Source organism: Clostridium thailandense (genome assembly GCF_019207025.1).
Classification (GTDB): Bacteria; Bacillota; Clostridia; order Clostridiales; family Clostridiaceae; genus Clostridium_AM; species Clostridium_AM thailandense.
The window spans coordinates 1-19293 of record NZ_JAEEGC010000006.1 but is presented as its reverse complement, the minus strand read 5'-3'; the positions used below and the strand labels follow the sequence as shown (position 1 = coordinate 19293).

The 19293-nt window shown below is 29.3% G+C and carries 17 protein-coding genes; all 17 read left to right on the top strand.

Translation table 11 applies throughout. The features are described 5' to 3' along the window. The first annotated feature begins 1 nt into the window (after position 1). The 17 genes from rfbB to I6U48_RS01125 all read left to right on the top strand — a co-directional run bounded on the left by rfbB (position 2) and on the right by I6U48_RS01125 (position 19112). On the top strand, positions 2-1057 hold the full coding sequence (rfbB, locus tag I6U48_RS01205) for a dTDP-glucose 4,6-dehydratase (RefSeq protein ID WP_218318575.1): 1056 nt from the start codon (positions 2-4) through the stop codon (positions 1055-1057). Between the two features lie 17 nt (positions 1058-1074). Further along, positions 1075-1992 carry a glucose-1-phosphate thymidylyltransferase RfbA gene (gene rfbA, locus I6U48_RS01200; RefSeq protein ID WP_218318574.1) on the top strand — a complete coding sequence of 306 codons (918 nt, stop codon included), beginning with the start codon at positions 1075-1077 and terminating at the stop codon, positions 1990-1992. A 34-nt stretch (positions 1993-2026) separates the two neighbouring features. Continuing rightward, entirely contained in the window at positions 2027-2902 is an 876-nt protein-coding gene (gene rfbD, locus I6U48_RS01195) for a dTDP-4-dehydrorhamnose reductase (protein WP_218318573.1), read from the top strand. A 26-nt stretch (positions 2903-2928) separates the two neighbouring features. After that, entirely contained in the window at positions 2929-3504 is a 576-nt protein-coding gene (rfbC, locus tag I6U48_RS01190) for a dTDP-4-dehydrorhamnose 3,5-epimerase (protein WP_218318572.1), read from the top strand. A gap of 95 nt (positions 3505-3599) precedes the next feature. Continuing rightward, positions 3600-4781: a glycosyltransferase family 4 protein gene (locus tag I6U48_RS01185; RefSeq protein WP_246615152.1), complete on the top strand. Its 1182-nt coding sequence runs from the start codon at positions 3600-3602 to the stop codon at positions 4779-4781. 11 nt (positions 4782-4792) lie between these two features. Next, the gene (locus I6U48_RS01180) at positions 4793-5737 is read left to right on the top strand and encodes an NAD-dependent epimerase/dehydratase family protein (protein WP_218318571.1); all 945 of its coding nucleotides are present in this window, start codon (positions 4793-4795) and stop codon (positions 5735-5737) included. A 14-nt stretch (positions 5738-5751) separates the two neighbouring features. Next, positions 5752-7011, top strand: a complete 1260-nt coding sequence (locus tag I6U48_RS01175) for a glycosyltransferase (RefSeq protein WP_218318570.1) — start codon at positions 5752-5754, stop codon at positions 7009-7011. 124 nt (positions 7012-7135) lie between these two features. Continuing rightward, entirely contained in the window at positions 7136-8152 is a 1017-nt protein-coding gene (locus I6U48_RS01170) for a radical SAM protein (RefSeq protein WP_218318569.1), read from the top strand. A gap of 86 nt (positions 8153-8238) precedes the next feature. Next, positions 8239-9177 (top strand): glycosyltransferase, encoded by a 939-nt coding sequence (locus tag I6U48_RS01165; RefSeq protein ID WP_218318568.1) that lies wholly within the window; start codon positions 8239-8241, stop codon positions 9175-9177. 51 nt (positions 9178-9228) lie between these two features. Continuing rightward, the gene (locus I6U48_RS01160; protein WP_218318567.1) at positions 9229-10647 is read left to right on the top strand and encodes an O-antigen ligase family protein; all 1419 of its coding nucleotides are present in this window, start codon (positions 9229-9231) and stop codon (positions 10645-10647) included. Then, entirely contained in the window at positions 10607-11590 is a 984-nt protein-coding gene (locus I6U48_RS01155; RefSeq protein ID WP_218318566.1) for a capsular polysaccharide synthesis protein, read from the top strand. Before I6U48_RS01160 ends, I6U48_RS01155 begins: the two co-directional genes overlap by 41 nt. Before the next feature lie 52 nt (positions 11591-11642). Further along, the gene (locus I6U48_RS01150) at positions 11643-12824 is read left to right on the top strand and encodes a glycosyltransferase family 4 protein (RefSeq protein WP_218318565.1); all 1182 of its coding nucleotides are present in this window, start codon (positions 11643-11645) and stop codon (positions 12822-12824) included. Positions 12825-12831: 7 nt separating this feature from the next. Beyond that, a complete protein-coding gene (locus I6U48_RS01145; protein WP_218318564.1) occupies positions 12832-14397 on the top strand; it encodes a lipopolysaccharide biosynthesis protein in 1566 nt (521 codons plus the stop codon). After that, positions 14397-15899 carry a ParB N-terminal domain-containing protein gene (locus I6U48_RS01140; protein WP_218318563.1) on the top strand — a complete coding sequence of 501 codons (1503 nt, stop codon included), beginning with the start codon at positions 14397-14399 and terminating at the stop codon, positions 15897-15899. The genes I6U48_RS01145 and I6U48_RS01140 overlap by 1 nt, the downstream gene beginning before the upstream one ends. Positions 15900-16337: 438 nt before the next feature. After that, a complete protein-coding gene (locus I6U48_RS01135; RefSeq protein ID WP_218318562.1) occupies positions 16338-17081 on the top strand; it encodes a YveK family protein in 744 nt (247 codons plus the stop codon). Positions 17082-17098: 17 nt separating this feature from the next. Next, complete coding sequence (locus I6U48_RS01130; RefSeq protein ID WP_218318561.1) at positions 17099-17827, top strand: CpsD/CapB family tyrosine-protein kinase; 729 nt, start codon at positions 17099-17101, stop codon at positions 17825-17827. 49 nt (positions 17828-17876) lie between these two features. After that, positions 17877-19112, top strand: coding sequence for a nucleotidyltransferase domain-containing protein (locus I6U48_RS01125; RefSeq protein WP_218318560.1), 1236 nt, complete (start codon positions 17877-17879; stop codon positions 19110-19112). Positions 19113-19293 lie beyond the last annotated feature (181 nt).

The following is a 19293-nucleotide window of genomic DNA, read 5'->3' as shown; positions in this document are numbered from 1 at the left end:
ATTGAAAACCTATTTAGTAACTGGTGGATCAGGATTCATAGGATCAAACTTTATTATCTATATGTTAAATAAATACAATAATATAAAAATTATAAATTTAGATAAACTTACTTATGCAGGAAACTTAGAGAATCTTAAAACTATAGAAAACTATCCAAATTATATTTTTGTACAGGCAGATATATGTGATAGATATGCAGTAGAAAATTTATTTGAAGAATTTAATATAGATTATATTGTAAATTTTGCTGCTGAATCACATGTAGATAGGAGTATACAAGAACCAGAAGTATTTATAAAGACCAATGTTTTAGGTACAGTAAATCTTCTTAATGTTGCTAAAAACTATTGGAAAATTGGAGATACCTTCACAGAAGATAAAAAGTATATTCAGGTTTCTACTGATGAAGTGTATGGATCTTTAGGGGAGAACGGATATTTTATTGAATCTACATCAGTAAACCCTCATAGTCCTTATTCTGCTAGCAAGGCTTCAGCTGATTTAATTGTTAAGTCTTACTATGATACATATAAAATGCCTATAAACATTACAAGATGTTCAAATAACTATGGACCATATCAATTTCCAGAAAAATTGATACCGCTTATCATAAACAATTGCTTAAATAAAAAGCTACTTCCTATTTATGGCGATGGCTTAAATATAAGAGACTGGATCTATGTGGATGATCATTGTAAAGCTATAGATATGGTTATAAATGATGGTAAGTTCGGAGAAGTATATAACATTGGTGGACATAATGAAAGAACGAATATTCATATTGTAAAAACTATAATTTCATATTTTAAGGAGAATATAGACTCTTCTATAAGCGAGTCATTAATAAAATATGTAGAGGACAGAAAAGGACATGATAGAAGATATGCTATAGATCCAGCTAAGATTAAAGATGAACTAGATTGGTATCCAGAAACAAATTTTGAAGAAGGTATAGATAAAACTATTCAATGGTACTTAGAAAATAAAGGATGGATGAAGAATATAACCTCTGGAGAATATCAAAAATATTATGAAAAAATGTATGAATCTATATAAGCTATGGGGGAAACAAAATGGTTAGAAAAGGCATTATACTTGCAGGAGGTTCAGGTACACGGCTGTATCCAATGACAAAAGCAATATCAAAACAAATTGTTCCTATATATGATAAACCAATGATTTATTATCCGCTATCTGTTCTTATGCTTGCAGGAATAAGGGACATACTTATTATATCAACACGAAGAGATTTAGACACTTTCAAGGAGCTTTTAGGTAGTGGAGAACAATTAGGCTTGTGCATTCAGTATGCAGTACAGGATAAACCAAGAGGTCTTGCGGAGGCTTTTATAATTGGAGAAGAATTCATTGGACAAGATAACGTAACATTAGTATTAGGAGATAACATCTTCTATGGTTATGGTTTTTCAGAAAGACTTCAAATAGCTGCAGATAGAACTGAAGGAGCCACTATTTTTGGATATCATGTAAGTAATCCTAATGATTTCGGAGTAGTAGAATTTGATGAAACTTTTAATGTGGTATCAATAGAGGAAAAACCCAAAAATCCAAAGTCCAATTATGCTGTTCCAGGATTATATTTTTATGATAACCATGTAGTAGAGATAGCGAAAAGTGTTAAACCATCAGATAGAGGAGAACTAGAAATTACAGAGATTAATAATGAATACCTAAAAATCAGAAAATTAAAAGTAGAGCTATTTGGAAGGGGTATGGCTTGGCTAGATACTGGTACTCCGAATGGACTTCTTAATGCAGCAAATTTTGTTGAAGCCGTTCAAACAAGACAAGGACTTTATGTTGCTTGTATTGAAGAAATTGCTTACAGAAAAGGTTATATCAATAGTGAACAATTAATAAATTTAGTGGAGCCTCTAAGAAAGGTAGACTATGGAAGGTATATTTTAAGTTTAATTAAAGAAAAAAATTTCTTAATTGAAGAAGTGGCTACAACAAGAGAGATATTTTAATAATTCTATTAAAATGTTTGGAGGTTAAGATAAAATGAAAATTTTAATTACTGGGGCTAAGGGGCAGTTAGGTGTTCAAATACATTCCATAATTGATAAAGGTAAGTCTGAAATCGGTAAAATAGATGATAACATTGTAAATTCTGAAATAAGGTATGTAGATTTAGATAAACTTGATATCACAAATTTAAAAGAAATTTTAGATTATATTGAGGAGTTTATTCCTAATATTATTGTGAATTGTGCAGCCTATACAGATGTAGATAAATGCGAAAGTGACATAGATAATGCTTTTAAAGTGAATTCTATAGGGCCATGTAATTTAGCTATTGCTGCAGAAAAAGTGGGAGCTAAGCTTTTACATGTGTCTACAGACTATGTTTTTAATGGAAAGGGAAACATCTCTTTTAAAGAATATGATATCCCTAATCCTGTAAGTGTTTATGGGAAGACTAAGCTTTTAGGAGAACAATACGTAAGAGAGCACTGTAGTAAATATTTTATAGTCAGGACTGCATGGCTTTATGGAAAGTATGGTAAAAATTTTGTGTATACCATATTAAATGCGGCAAAAGAAAAAGGTTATTTAGAAGTAGTAAATGACCAAAGAGGTAATCCTACAAATGCAGAAGATTTAGCACATCATATCTTAAAACTTATAACAACAGAGAATTACGGAATATATCACTGTACTGGAATAGGGGAATGCAGTTGGTATGACTTTGCATATAAAATTGTAGATTATGCTGGAATTAATTGTACAGTGATCCCTATAACCTCTGAGAAGATTGAAAGAGTTGCTAAAAGACCTGCTTACTCCGCTCTTGATAATATGATGCTTCGCTGTACTTTGGGTGATGAAATGAGAGAATGGGAAAAGGCTTTGAAGGCATTTAATAGATGGCATTGATAATTAATTTATAGGGAGTGCTTTAAATGAACAGATTTAAATTTACAGAAACAGAAATTCAGGGTGTATATGTAATAGAGCCAGTTGTATTTGGAGATGACAGGGGATATTTTATGGAAACTTATAATTATGAAGATTTCAAAGAAGCAGGGCTTGATGCAATTTTTATACAAGATAACCAATCAAGGTCTAAAAAAGGTGTTTTAAGGGGATTACACTTTCAAAGACAGTATCCACAGGGAAAGCTTGTTAGGGTTACTCAAGGAGAAGTATTTGATGTAGTAGTAGATCTAAGGAAAAACTCAAAAACCTATGGTAAATGGGTAGGAGTAACTCTCTCAGAGGAAAATAAAAAGCAGCTTTATATACCTGAAGGTTTTGCACATGGTTTTTTGGTTTTATCTGAAGAGGCTGAATTTTGTTATAAATGTACAAAGTTTTATCATCCAGAAGATGAGGTAGGTTTGTTTTGGAATGACAAAGATATAAACATAAATTGGCCATTAGATAAAGTTAATATGGAAGAATTGATTTTATCAGAGAAAGATAAAAAGTGGTGCAAATTAAAAGAGAATAAGTTTGTGTTTGATATTGTAATATAATAGATAAATTATTTAATAAGGTAAGATAAGTAGTTTGGTTTATATAATAAAGGTAATCAATATAGAATTTTAATAGGTTTAGGAGGTACAATAAAATGTTCAATCAGATGATGAATAATAAGCATCATAAAGAATGTAATCAATCACAGCTAAATATCGCAATGATTGGACATAAACGTATACCTTCTAGAGAAGGTGGCATTGAAGTTGTAGTTGAAGAGCTTTCAATACGATTAGCAAAGTTAGGACATAAGGTGACTGCTTATAATCGTAAGGGGCATCATGTTAGTGGAAAAGAGTTTGATGATAGGAGCAGCAATGATCAGCTAAAAGAATATAAAAAAGTCCGTATTGAGACAGTTCCTACTATCGAGGGAAAAGGTTTTGCTGCATTAACATCATCTTTCCTAGGAACACTGGAAGCTTTGTTTGGTCATTATGATTGCATCCATTACCACGCAGAAGGTCCTTCGGTAATGCTGGTGATTCCTCATATATTTAGAATTCGTACTATAGTTACAATTCACGGGTTAGATTGGCAGAGATCAAAATGGGGGGGATTTGCTGCTTGGTATTTAAAACTCGGTGAAAAGATTGCCGCTAGATATGCAGATGAAGTGATCGTTCTTAGCAAAAATGTACAACAATATTTCAAAGATACTTACGGAAGAGAAACTATTTTTATTCCTAATGGCATTAGTAAACCAGAAATCAAAGAGACTGAGTTGATTGAAAAACAGTGGAAGCTTAAAAAAGATGAATATATATTGTTTTTGGGTAGAATTGTTCCAGAGAAGGGCATTCAATATCTTATAGATGCTTATAAAAATGTAAATACATCGAAAAAACTTATAATTGCGGGAGGCTCATCAGATACAGATACATTTATGAGTGAGATTAAAGAAAAGGCTAAGAGTGATGATAGAATTATTTTTACAGGTTTTGTAGAGGGCGAAGTGTTGCAGCAATTATACAGTAATGCATACACATATGTGTTGCCGAGTGATCTTGAGGGTATGCCAATTAGTCTTCTGGAAGCAATGAGCTATGGAAACTGTTGTGTGGTTTCTGATATTCCTGAATGCACAGAAGTAGTCCAAGATAAAGCAGTTGTTTTTAAGAAGGGCAATATATGTGATTTAAAAGAAAAATTGGAATGGTTGTGTGATAACTATAGTATTGTTAATAAATATAAAGCTGAAGCGAGTAATTTTATATGTAATAAATATAGCTGGGATGATGTGGTATTAAGCACAATACAGCTTTATAGAAATTAAGAGAGGTATATATGAATATTATTATTTTTGGTGCAGCAGGATTTATTGGAACTAATTTAGTTTTACAACTTGCTCAAGATAAAAATTTAAACATTACTTTATATGATAGAAACTTGATGCTTTTTAAAAATATTAAAAATTTTGGATTAGAAAATCTGCAATATGTTTGCGGAGAATTTCGTATAGATACTAATTTTGATGAATTGGTTCGAGATCAAGATATTATATTTAATCTTGTGAGTACTACTGTCCCTACAACTTCAAATCAGTGTATACCTGATGAATTGGCTGCCAATATTGTTGTAATGGCTAAATTATTGGAGGCTTGTGTAAAAAACAAGGTTAAAAAAGTAATATTCCCTTCCTCTGGAGGAACAGTGTATGGGAAAGAAAAAGAAATGCCCTTAAAGGAAGATACAACAACTTATCCAATTACAGCTTATGGTTTACAAAAGATTACTATAGAAAAATTGCTTTACTTATATAGATATATATACGGACTTGATTATAGAGTGATTAGATTAGCGAATCCATACGGCCCATATCAAAATCCAAATGGAGTTCTTGGAGCAGTAACTACATTTATCTATAAGGCATTAATAGGACAAGAAATTACGGTTTATGGAGATGGTTCCGTGGTTAGAGATTTCATCTATATTGATGATGCAGTACGTGGAATCTTAAATATAACAAATCAAGAGCATCAGCAACGTACTTTTAATTTAGGATGTGGTTATGGGATATCCATTAGGAAAGTTATTGAAACAATTCAGGAAATATTGAAAATTAGACTCAATATAAATTATATAGAAGGGAGAAAAGTTGATGTGCCTGAGAATTATTTGGATATAAGTTTATATGAGAATACATTTGGAAAGCTTGATCCTATTCCGTTGAGTATAGGAATTGAAAAGACAGTCTACTTTATGCGAAAAGTTTATCACACTAAATATTAATATAGGGAGTAATTATGAAAATATTATTAATTAATAAGTTTCATTATAAGAGAGGCGGGTCAGAGACTTATTATTTTGCTTTAGCAGAAGCGTTAATAGCAAAAGGCCATAAAGTCATTTATTTTGCAATGCAAGATGAGAAAAACTTACCATGTGCACAATCAAAGTATTTTGTTTCAAATGTAGATTATAATGGTCGAAAGCAAGGTATGCTAAGTAAAATAAAATTGGGATTAAAGATATTTTATTCTTTTGAAGCAAAAGAAAAAATGAAAAAGCTTATCAGGGAAGAAAAACCAGATGTTGCACATATTGGATTAATACATCGTCAAATTACTTTTTCTGTCGTTGATGTGCTCAAAAAATATAATATACCGATTATTATGACTATGCATGACCTAATTTTTGCTTGTCCTAATTATACAATGTTATCAAGAACAGGAATTTGTGAGGACTGTATGGATAAAGGTATAGTTAGTTGTGTGAAAAAATTATGTATTAAGGATTCGAAGGCAAAAAGTTTCATTGGAGTTATGGAAGCCAAATTTTTAAAAATCGGAAAATATTACAACAAAATAGATTTATACATTGCTGAATGTGAACAATATAAGGCTTTAATGAAAAAATCCAAATTTACAAAATCGAAAATTATTAATATGACTAATTTTTTGCCAATTAATCAGGAATATAAATTTAATGAAGAATATAAAGATTATATTTTGTATTTTGGACGTTTTTCAAAAGAAAAAGGAATTTTGACACTTTTGAAAGCCCATAAACAAATGGAGTGTAAGTATAAATTGATTATTGTTGGAGATGGATTAATAAAAGATGAACTACAGAAATATATAGATGAGAATAGGTTAACCAATGTAGAATTACTCGGTGCAATTTATGGAGATGAGATGGAAAAAATTATAGAAAGGTCTAGAATAATTGTAGTCCCATCAGAATGGTATGAAAATTGTCCGTATTCGATTCTACAGTCAATCGCAAAAGGCAAAGTTGTTATTGCTAGCAGAATTGGTGGACTGCCAGAACTAATTGAAGATAAAAAAACAGGATATCTTTTCGAAGCTGGAAATGCGGATGATTTGGAAATAAAAATAAACTTCATAATGCAACTTGATAGAAAAGAATATGAAAAAATATCTTATAGAATACTATATTCAGCAAAAGAGAAACATTACTGGGAAAAATATATTGATGAACTAATTTCTAAATATATGAAACTAATTAGATCGAAAAAATGTGTAGATCATAATAAAATATAGATCTTAATTATAATTATTGGGGAAAGCTGTGTCTATATATTAAAAAAGACATAGTTGTAACAAAAAATAATACATATCGAGAATATATTAGATTAATACAAAAAAGATAGGAGAAAAAAATGTAATGAGTAAGAGGACTTTATATGGAACAGTAATTGTAACATATAGATGTAATGCACACTGTAATATGTGTGATTGCTGGAGGGATCCAACAAAGGCATCCGAAGAAATTACACTAGAAGATATAAAGAAGTTACCGGAAATGTCATTTACTAATATTACTGGTGGAGAACCTTTTATCCGCAAAGATATGGCGAATATAGTAAGAGAATTATATAAAAAATCAGATAGAATTGTTATTTCTACGAATGGATATTTCACAGATCGTATAATTGATCTTTGTGATAAGTTTCCAGAGGTTGGTATTAGAATCTCAATCGAGGGACTTGAAGTAACAAATAATGCAATACGAGGATTAGCAGATGGATTCAATCGTGGGTATAGCACATTAAAGAAATTAGTTGAAATGAGGCATCCAGATGTGGGATTTGGGATGACAGTTCAGGATATGAATTGTGAAGATTTGGTTCCACTTTATAAAATCTCTGATAAATTAGGTATGGAATTTGCTACTGCTACCTTGCACAATTCTTTCTATTTCAGGAAAACAACAAACAAGATAGACAATAAGTATAAAGTAGCTAAAAGCTTTGAAAAACTAAATAATGAATTACTTAAAAGTAAATCTCCCAAAAAGTGGTTTAGAGCTTACTTTAATCATGGCCTTATAAATTATATATATGGTCAGAAGAGACTCTTACCATGTGATATGTCTAGTAATGCTTTTTTCATTGATCCGTTCTGTGATGTTATTCCTTGTAATGGAATGGGTAGGAAAGCAGTTATGGGTAATCTTAAGAATCAGTCCTGGGAGAAGCTATGGAATTCTAAACAGGCAGATGAAGTTCGCAAATGTACTAAAAATTGTGAAAGAAACTGTTGGATGATTGGTAGTGTATCACCAGCTATGCATAGGTATATTTGGGTACCAGCTTGGTGGGTTATAAAACATAAGTTATTCAAGGGGAGCAAATATAGTCTGAGTGAAAATAAGTTTATTACAGTAATATCGGAAAAATAAAAATTAAGTTGGTGCTTTAGAAAAATTTTTTATGCAGCTCGTAAATTATAATACTTTAATTATTATTCAAAAAGGAGTTCTATAATATGAAAAAAGTACTAATATTGCTTTCTGTATACGATGGGGAACTTTATTTGCGAGAGCAAATAGAATCGTTGTTACAGCAAGAGAATGTGCTTATCGATATATTCATACGTGATGATAAATCAAAGGACAAAAGTATGAATATTATTAATGACATAATGTCAAAGAATGTAAATATAAAATTGATATCTGATGGTAAAAATTTAGGAGCATGTGGAAGCTTTATGGAGTTGCTCAAAAAGTGTCCATGCGATTTCGACTATTATGCTTTCTGTGATCAAGATGATGTATGGAAGCCTGATAAAATTTATTCTGCTATAGAGAAAATGGACTCTGATTCTGTGTTGTGTCCTAAAATATATTGTTCTGCAGCATATGTTACTGATAGCAGTTTAAACGTAATATATGTTCTAAATGGGCATCTTAATAAATTAGACATATATAAAAGTATAGCAGATAACAGAACAGTTGGATGCACCACAGTATTTAACAAAGAATTATTATTCAAATATCGTGAAACAGTTCAATATATAAAAAATGAATTGGCAATGCATGATCAGTGGCTATATTTGCTCTGCGCCGTATCTGGAAAAGTGTATTTTGATAATAGACCATATATTTATTATAGGCAACATGGAAATAATACATTGGGTGTTAACTCAGGAAAAGAACCTTTGAGTGAGAAAATAGAACGAACACTAAAAGACGAATTATTATTGATAAATAAAAGAAAAGTTATTCTGCAAATGGAGAATTTGCTAACTATTATGGATGTATTGGGTATATCAGATAAACTTTATGACGATATGAAGAAGTTTTTGCAGAAGTACAAAAAGAATATTATGACGAGGTTATTATATAGTTTTAATTCACCTTTTGGCTGCTACTCGTACAGAAGAAGTGTTTTTTTAAAAATTAATTATACATTGAGACGATTATAGCAAGTCGCAGTCTTTAAAAAGTATTATTAAATGAGAAATGGAAGATAAATTATGGATATATTGATTTATTTGACAATTTTAATATTTGGTTCTATGGTTTTCTTAATTATTATTGGAAATCAAAGATGGCCATTATATTTATTTTTTGCTTTATATGCTGTATTACCAGAATATTTTGCAGTAGAATTCTCTAGTTCATTACCGTTATTAACTGCAAGTAGAATTATCATACTAATTTTATGTGTATATTATTTTACAAAAGATCATAGAAAATCAACAATTAAGATATTAAAACAAGAGCGGCTGTATATGTATTTTGCTATATATTTTATATTCAGAATAATTGCAAATGGTTTATATATGTTTTCAATAGTAGATGCAGTTAAAGAACTATTTATAATTATATTTGAACAACTTGTAGTACTTTTAGTTGTTGTATCATGTCTATCTAGTGAGAAAGTTTTTTTAAAATGTCTAAAAATTTTTATCTATTCTTCTGCAGTGATTTTTGTGATAGGAATATTACAATCAATCACGGGAATAAACGTAGCTTACTATTTTAAGACTGTAAGTCGTACTATGCTAGAAACATCTGTGCAACGATTAGGCTTTACAAGGGCGGAAGCAACCTTTGGTCACCCTGTTTATTTTGGACAGTTTTGTGCTTTAGTATCTCCATTGATAATGTATATGTACGAAAGCTCAAAACAGAAAAAATATCTACTGATTTTCTTACTCGATATAGTAGCTTTGCTATTTTCTAATTCTAGAGGTTCGATTATTTCTTTTGTAGTATTAATGGCTATTATGTTTATTGATAAGAAGAAATCAAGCAGGCGTAAATATTATGGAGCAATAGCGTTCATTGGCATCAGTATTATACTAGTTTCTTTAATAAATCCTTTCATATTTGATATTTTCACTAGCATTTTCAAATCGATTTTAAATGTCTTTGGATTTAATTATAAATTAGCGAATTATGGAGAGAATGCTCAAGGATTGAATTCTAGGGCAATACAATTGTCAGGCATTTTATACTTATTTAAGACGAATACATTTTTATTTGGTCTAGGTGCAAATCCTCATATTAGAGGAATTGCTTATTTTATGAATCCAAGTGGTAAATGGTATGCTACTAATACATTGGATGTTGGTTACTTAGAGTATATTCTAAGTGAAGGAATAGTTGGAAGTATAGGAGTACTAAGCTTGTTTATTGGCTTATTGGTTGAGTCGATTAGAAGCAGTAACAAAAAAGATGCTAAAAATGCTAATAATGCTTTTAAATATTGTTTTATTATGTACTTTCTTCTGTTGTTTTCAGCAGTAGGGTGTGAAAAGGTATTTTGGACAATTATAGTTATGTTTATAGCATACAATAAAGTTAAAATGAAACCAATAAAAATTAAGCAAATAGAGGAGTTTAATTATGATATACAAAATAAAACAGAGACTGAATCAAATATATAATTTAAATAAAAATTTTGGATTTAGAATTGCCTTTTTTGCGTTACTAGAAGCATTATTTAACTATGATAAAAGACCACTAAGGATATTTCTGAAAATTTCTAAAGTTAAGCAAAAATATATTATGCAATATTTGTATAACAATTACAGACATATAATCGCAGAATATAAGAATGCTTTTTTATTAGAAAAACATTTTGAAGCTTCGACAAAAAAAATATGGGTATTTTGGTGGCAGGGTTATGATGAAGCTCCAGAATTAATACGAATATGCATAAATAGTATACAAAAAAATTGTGGTGAGCATGAAGTTATTTTAATTTCTGAAAAGAATTTAAAAAAGTACATTGACTTTCCGCAATATATTTATAAAAAACTTAATAGTGAAATTATTTCATTTACTGAATTCTCCAATATTGTTCGTATCGGATTATTGAACAAGTATGGGGGATTATGGATAGATGCAACTTTCTATCTCACTGAGTCAATATCAAATAATATATTTAAACCAGAATTTTTTACTGGGAAATTAGAATTTGATGAAAATATAACATCTCTATCCGCATATAGGTGGAATACAGCTTTATTATCAGGAAATACTTCCGATATAATATTTTCATTTATTAATTCATTCAATATACATTACTGGGAACGTGAAGATTACTTAATAGACTATTTTCTTTTTGATTATATTATTTTGTTAGGATATAACTATATTCCTGAAATAAAAAGAGAAATAGATAGTGTTCCAATCAATAATCTTAAGCTTTTTAAATTAAATTTAGTATTGAATGATAAATTTGATAACGAAGTATATAAAGATATTATTAAAGATACTGTTTTTCATAAACTTCAGAGAAGACAAAAACTTAACCTTAAAACTAAAAAGAATAGAGAAACTTTTTATGGATATATTGCAAAAGAAATATATAATTCAACAGACTAAATTTGAATAATATAACTGAGAATCCACAAAATTGAAAAGGATGATAAAATTAATGAATATGGTAAAGCGTAAAATAAAAAATATATATGGAACTACAATTATTGCATCTTCTGATGCAAGTAACTTAGCTAAACAGATAAAGAGTCAAGTTTTGGACACTAATAAGCAATATTGTTTATTAATAAGTCATGATGCTGATTTGTCAGGTGGAGCTCCTATTGTACTATTTGATGCAGCAAAGATTTTACAAAAGCACAGTTATGAGATAATTTTTCTATTTCGTGAGCCAGGGCCACTTATTGATAAGTGTGAAAAAGAAAAAATGCATGCATTTGTTTATGGAAAAAAGTTAAAAAAATATGCTCCTATTTTGGCTCAGATTGATATTAAGTTAACTATTATAAATACGATTGTTTGTTATGATTGTATAGTTTTCTTACCGAAAGTTATACGAACACCTATTATTTGGTGGCTTCATGAAACAGAATCATTACTAAGATACTATCAAGGTTATGTTCCTCATAAACTAGCAAGTAATGTTAATGTAAAGTGTGTTAGTAATCGAACACAAGATGCCTTCACAAAAATATTTCAGGATATTCCTAGCGATATTATGCATTATGGGACACCAGATCAGTTTGAAAATGTTAATAAAAATTGCTTATCTACGAAAGAAAAAGAACTAGTTAGGGGAAAGAATAAATTTGAAATTGTAGTAATAGGGCGAATTTGCAGGCGTAAAAATCAACTCCAAGTAATAGAAGCATATGATCTTCTGCCAAAACAAATACAAGAAAGTGTAACTTTTAAATTTGTAGGTGCTACTTGGGAAGATGATTATAAGCAAAAGTTTGATGAAGCCATCAAGCGTAATTCACATTTTGTTTTTGTAGGAGCTGTTCCTAGAGAAAGGATACATCAAATATATTCATCAGCAGATTTGGTAATTTGTGCTTCAAATGATGATCCGATGCCAGTAGTTGTAACTGAAGCAATGATGTTTAAATGCTTATATATTACAGCATCTGGAACAGGTCAGTATCAATTTGTTGAAGATGGAATAAATGGGTTTTCGTATGATTATTCTAATACAAATGATTTGGCTGATAAAATAGTGGAAGTATATTATTTGCAAGATAGAAGAAAGATATGTGAAAATGCAAGACAACTATATTTGAAAGAATTTTCTATGATTAGTTTAGAAAAAAAATTATTTGATGAAATAGATAGATGAGGTAATTATGAATCAAAATTCAAGAAGTAAAAATTTTAAAACAAATGTAATATGGGGAATTGCTTCTCAATTTTTAATAACTTTACTACAATTTGTTGCACGCATAATTTTTGTACGTATGTTAAGTGCAGAATATCTCGGTGTAAATGGTTTATACTCAAATATTTTATCAATTTTATCTATGGCTGAATTAGGAGTTAGTAATGTTTTAAATTATAGTCTTTATAAACCTGTTAGGGAAAATAACCAAGAAAAAATAAATCAACTGTTAAATTTCTATCAGAAATTATATTTATTTATAGCATCTTTTGTGGCCATTGTTGGAATATGTTTATTACCAGTTTTAAAATTTATTATTAACAGTAATCTTCCTTATAATGAATTAATTGAATATTATTTTTTATATTTATTAAACTCAGTTGTTTCATACTTTGTTGTCTATAAGACGGCACTTATAAATGCAGATCAGAAAAATTACATTATTAAGGTTGTAAACATTATAATTTTGTTTGTACAGTATGTTTTACAAATTATTATATTGTTATGGACAAGTAATTATCTAATTTATTTATCACTGTTTGTGTTGTGTACAATTCTTAATAATGTTGTACTTAATACGATTGCAAATAGGTTATACCCATTTATTAAGAATCATGAAAAAACTATGATACTTCAAGATGAAAAGAAAAATTTATTTTCAAATCTTAAGGCAACTTTTTTGTATAAAATTAGCGTGGTGATTATTAATAGTACGGACAATATTTTAATTTCTATTATTTGTGGCACGATTTTTGTTGGATATTATTCCAATTATAATATGATTGTCACTGCTATAATGACATTTATTAATATTATTATAACTTCTTTAATATCTAGCTTAGGAAATTTAAATGCAGAAGGAAATAAAAAAAGGTCTTATGACATATTTAATACATTAATCTTAATGTTTGCAGTTTTGACTACATGGTGTACCGGATGTATGTTAGCAATTTTTACAGATTTTATTACAATGGCATTTGGAACAGAGTATTCTTTGAATAATATAATTTTATTTGCTGTGCTATTTAATTTTTATTTACAAAATATAATTAATCCCGTATGGATGTATCGTGAAACAATGGGGTTGTTTAAGCAAATAAAATATATAATGTTAATCACAGCTTGTATAAATATTATAACATCGTTTGTTTTGGGGAAAATATTTGGTTTGGCTGGAATTCTGTATGCAACCGGAATTAGCCGATTATTAACTACTGTTTGGTACGAACCTAGATTACTTTATAGAACGAAGTTTTCACAACCAGTGATTAATTACTGGAAAATGCAAGGAAAGCTTATAGCAGTGGCGTTAATGGATATTATATTTATATATATAATGGTGCTGATAACGCCTAAGAATTCAATTATATTTATGATAGTGAAATTATGTATTACAACTATGATTGTTTTAGTTTCGTTTTCCATTACAAACCGGCATACTAAAGAATATAAGATAATGAAACAATTGGTTATGAATCTGTTTTTGGAAAAATTTTTAGTGAAAATAAACAGGAAAGGATGGGCATGCGACTAATGGCAACCAAAAATGAATTGATTGGTAATTATTTTTGTAACAAATATGCTTTGAACGGAGAAGAAGAAGTTTATATTGAATGGGTGAATGCACAGCAACTTCTTGTTGCAGATCGTATCGATTTAATGGCAAAATACTACTATGTTTGGTGTAAAGAACGAGATTATGATATGACATGGCCCAAGGAATTGTATGAGGAACATATCAAAGCATTTTCACAAGGAACATTTAGTGAACCAGGTAATCCAGAAAAAAGGACACTGGAATCCTATATTGAAACATTTGACAATTTAATTAGTAGTATTAGAGAAAAAGGAGTTTCTTCAGATGTATCTGCAATACCTGTAAATGCATCTGGTGTAATTATGGATGGTGCTCATCGTGTAGCAATTGCAGCTGCTCTGAATATGCAAGTACCGGTTGTAAGAGTGAATTGTGAGTATCCACCTAATAATTATCGACTATTTAATAATAGGTTTTTAGAAGAAAAATATTTGGATTTTATGATTTATCTTTTTATAATTTTACATGCAGATAGTCATCTGATTTGTATGTGGCCAAAGGCAATAGGTGCTAATAAAGAAAAGATAACAGAGGCAGAAACTATTATAAATAATGAATTCACAGTAGTTTATAGTAAAAAAATCGATGTAACCTATAACGGCTTGAGAAATATAATGGTACAAACTTATTGCGGTTTTGATTGGATGGGAGGGCTAGAGAATAATTATACCGGTGCTACTAGCAAAGCAGACGAGTGCTATGATGTTGATAAACCAATATGTATTTATGTTATTCAAGATTCAAATTTGAATCATATTATAAAAGTGAAAGAAAAAATTAGAGAAATTTTCGGCATGGGAAAACATTCTCTACATATTAACGATACTCATGAAGAAACTGTAATGCTGGCACAGATTTTTTTAAACTATAATACATTAGAGTTTATAAATAATACAGTTCCAGATCGAAATGTTGAACTGAATAAAAAAATTTTTTTATATAAGTCTAAATTAATTAACAATCTTTTGAATTTTGAAGAATTTGTGATAGACTCTAGTGCTGTTATTGCACTTTATAATTTGCGTGATGCTAATGATATTGATTATATAACTTGTTCCCAAGATATAAAAAAAGTTGAGTCATTGTTAGGCGAGAGTCATGTGAATTACTTGAAATATTATCAAATGACAGCTACTAATATTATTTATAATCCAGAATGTTATTTTTACTATTTTGGATTAAAGTTTATTATTATTTCACTTGTAAAAAAAATGAAGGAAAATCGTGGAGAGGAAAAAGATAAACTTGATGTAATTTTGATTAATGGATTAAAGAAGAATGTAAGCCCAAATCAAAGAGTAAAAAAAATTTTTTTGACGTACAAACTTACATTTCGAAGAACATATCATCGCAATCGAGAAAACTTGCGAAACTGGATGATAAATAATGGTAGTCTCGAGGGATATCATAAAATACGAAAATTAATTAGAAGAGAATAAAATGAATAAGAACAAAACAGTTAATAGGTCAGTGTCTTTTGACTTTTTAAATATATGTGCAGTGTCTAGTGCATAGTTGTCATTTTGTTTAACGATCCAACTGCAACTTTATAAAAATGTTTCAAATAAAGAATAATTATAATACAATTGGAGAATTCTTGTTGAACATAATTATACCTGAGTAGTATACGGATATGATATTAAAATAGTATGGGTAGATTACACTGGATATTATACGTATCATTAAAAAATAGTGCTATAGAAGAATGGTAGATGGTGTAACTAGGTGGTATAGTGGTGAATATAGAAAGTAATATAAAAACTAATAGTAAGGGGGAGAAACGATAAATTCAATAGACTAAATTAAAGTAATATAACTGAGACTGTAATATATATAAGTAAACGCAAAATATTAAACAAATAGAGGGAGTGAAAGCTTTGGAAAACATAAATAATACAGAGGAATACCTAACGTTAATAGATATTATAAAAATTTTAAAGAAAAAAATTGTATTTATTTTATTAGTAACAATATTGTGTACAGGTATCATAGCATTAAAAGTCATGTTTCTATCAACCCCAATGTATGTAGCTAGTGCTACAGCAATAGTAGTTAAGAGAGACACAAGTATTGTACAAAACTCAAAAAATGAATCACAGTATACACAAAATGATATTTTATTATACGAAAAAATAATAGATACTTATGTGCAAATTGCTCAATCCAATTTAGTAATGGATAAAACTGCGGAAGAATTGAAGAATTATTCATCCTCACAAGTAAGAGCAATGGTGACAGCTGCTCCAATAACTTTGGCAAACTCTTCATCAACATCCTCTTTATCAGGCGGTGCAGGTAATACGCAAATAATTAAATTAACTGCAGTTGGCAGTAACAGGGATGATGTTGCCAAAATATCAAACACATATTGTAAAAACTTTATTGAGGAAAGTATGAGTTTATTGCCTGTAGGAAAAATTCAGGTATTGGATGAGGCAAGAACACCAAGTAATCCAATACCGACAAGTAAATCCAGAAGTATTGCTTGTGGGTTTTTATTTGGCTTACTATTATCAATTGGTATAGTACTTTTCAGAAACTATATAGATAGATTAAAGATAGGAAATGAAAAACAAGTCAAGGATATATTGAATATTCCAGTGATAGTCACTATTGAATAATATGAGGTGAGTGAAAAATGAAGAAAGATAAAAGTAATATCATGGAAAGATATAGAAGATTACGTAATATTATAGAAGGGTATGGTAATAAAGTAAAATGTATCAGTATTACAAGTAATAGTGATATAGAAGGAAAGACAATAATAGCTAAAAATGTTGCAATGATTTTGGCTGAAAACAGTAAAAAGACACTATTTATAGATTGTAGTTTAACTGAGAATTTAAACATAAGTAATCATAGAATAAAAGCAATTAATGGGCTTATTGGAATGCTAGAGGTTGCCAATAGTTTAAGTATAGATGATATGCATTTGAAGAATTATATAAAAGATACACAACACGTGTATCTTTCAATGTTAACACTTGGCACTAATGATTTGAATAGGTACAGTTCTTTATTTAAAACAGAACATCTAAAGACAGTTATGGAATACCTAAAGAAAGGTTTTGATTATATAATTGTGAATACACCTTCATTTGAAAACTTAAGTTATACGCAAATTATCACTGCCGCAACTGATGGATGTTTATTTGTTTTGAAGGAGGGGGTTAATGAAATAAATAAAGGCAGTGTTATTAAAGATAATATAGCTACTATCAGGTGCAAAATACTTGGTTGTATATTAGATAAAGAAAAAAAATCAGTAATAAGCCTTGATGATAAAATTAATAGTCTTCTTGATGTGAAATATAGGAATATAGAAAACAGAGGTCCAGTCAATGATAAATCAAGTGCTAGCGCTTAGAGAAGCTAACCATAAGTTGTTTTATATGTTATTTACTGGAGGATTATGTATGAATAATAATCAACAAACATTAGTACATCTTTTGAATGCAGCAATACATGGTAGAAGGGTTAACAATAATGAAATAGATAATATTAATTGGAGCACAGTTTTTGAAATTACAAAGGAACAGGATATATATGCACTTTTATATCCTATAATAAAAGATATTGATGACAATTTAAAACCTAATAATGAAATTATGAATGAATGGAAGAAAACCACCATTTTAGCTTCGTTAAATCAGGCACAAAACAGTAATAAGATAATCTCTGTATTAAGGGCTCTTAATGAAGCCAAAATACGAGTCATAGGGCTAAAAGGATTAGTACTTAGAGAACTTTATCCAGTAAAAGAACTGAGAACTATGTCTGATACAGATATACTTATACATGTTGAAGATTTGGACAAAGTAGAAGAAATTCTTTTGAATCTAGGATATTTTGAGGATCATAGGGACTTAAAACATATATTATTTTTACATAAACAATTTTTTCCTATTGAGCTTCATTGGTTAGCAATAGATATGAACTATTTTAAAAACGCTGATTATTTAGAAAAGGACATATGGGAAAATAATGAAAAAATTAATATAGGTGGTGCAACTATATTAATTCCTTCGTTGGAAAATCAAATTCTATACTTATGCTTGCATATGGCTGTGCACTTTGCCAATACAGGATTTGGACTCCGTCAACTTTGTGATTTAGTAATTTTGGTTGAAACAGAGGTACATAAAGTCAACTGGAATAGCTTTTATGAAAAAGTTGTAAGGTGTAAAATCAAAAATTTTGTTTTTGCCATATTTGAAGTTTGTAGAAGATTGTTTCATATGGTTATACCAAACATATTGTACAATAAGGATTTAGAGAATAATGAATATATAGATATGATTATAGATAGTGTTCTTGCTGAAGGGGTTTATGGAGGGATTTATGGTAAGGTAAGATTAGGTCCAGCAGACGATAACCTTTTATTCTATTATGAAAGTAATAGACAATATTATAGTCTTACTGGGAAATTAAAATATCTTATTGAATTCTTTTTCCCAATGCCTCATAAACTTTCAAGGAGGTATAGCTATGCAAGGGATTATCCAATATGTATACCATTAGCATGGTTACATCGTCTAATTTATGGCATCTTCCGTAAGGACTATAATATTTGTGAGAAAAGCATTCTCTTGCTATCGCAGTCTGATTTTTTAAGAAAACGGATTAATTTATTTAAATGGTTAGATTTATAAATAATTTATAATCTTATGAAAGTAAAAAGATCTCTATCAAAAAATGATAGAGATTTTTTGAATTTACGAGAGTTTTTTACAATTAATTTAATGCTGAAGGGTATTTATTTTCAAACCATTCTGAGATAATAGTTTCTTTTGGCTGAATAAACCTGTTATTTTTAAATTTTAGATTCTCAAT

Bases quoted from the DNA above. Each gene is read 5' to 3' on its own strand.
- rfbA (WP_218318574.1), top strand. From the start codon at position 1,075: ATGGTTAGAAAAGGCATTATACTTGCAGGAGGTTCAGGTACACGGCTG.
- rfbC (WP_218318572.1), top strand. From the start codon at position 2,929: ATGAACAGATTTAAATTTACAGAAACAGAAATTCAGGGTGTATATGTA.
- I6U48_RS01130 (WP_218318561.1), top strand. From the start codon at position 17,099: ATGAAGAAAGATAAAAGTAATATCATGGAAAGATATAGAAGATTACGT.
- I6U48_RS01180 (WP_218318571.1), top strand. From the start codon at position 4,793: ATGAATATTATTATTTTTGGTGCAGCAGGATTTATTGGAACTAATTTA.
- I6U48_RS01175 (WP_218318570.1), top strand. From the start codon at position 5,752: ATGAAAATATTATTAATTAATAAGTTTCATTATAAGAGAGGCGGGTCA.
- I6U48_RS01145 (WP_218318564.1), top strand. From the start codon at position 12,832: ATGAATCAAAATTCAAGAAGTAAAAATTTTAAAACAAATGTAATATGG.
- I6U48_RS01165 (WP_218318568.1), top strand. From the start codon at position 8,239: ATGAAAAAAGTACTAATATTGCTTTCTGTATACGATGGGGAACTTTAT.
- rfbD (WP_218318573.1), top strand. From the start codon at position 2,027: ATGAAAATTTTAATTACTGGGGCTAAGGGGCAGTTAGGTGTTCAAATA.
- I6U48_RS01160 (WP_218318567.1), top strand. From the start codon at position 9,229: ATGGATATATTGATTTATTTGACAATTTTAATATTTGGTTCTATGGTT.
- I6U48_RS01125 (WP_218318560.1), top strand. From the start codon at position 17,877: ATGAATAATAATCAACAAACATTAGTACATCTTTTGAATGCAGCAATA.
- I6U48_RS01155 (WP_218318566.1), top strand. From the start codon at position 10,607: ATGATATACAAAATAAAACAGAGACTGAATCAAATATATAATTTAAAT.
- I6U48_RS01140 (WP_218318563.1), top strand. From the start codon at position 14,397: ATGGCAACCAAAAATGAATTGATTGGTAATTATTTTTGTAACAAATAT.
- I6U48_RS01150 (WP_218318565.1), top strand. From the start codon at position 11,643: ATGAATATGGTAAAGCGTAAAATAAAAAATATATATGGAACTACAATT.
- I6U48_RS01185 (WP_246615152.1), top strand. From the start codon at position 3,600: ATGTTCAATCAGATGATGAATAATAAGCATCATAAAGAATGTAATCAA.
- I6U48_RS01170 (WP_218318569.1), top strand. From the start codon at position 7,136: ATGAGTAAGAGGACTTTATATGGAACAGTAATTGTAACATATAGATGT.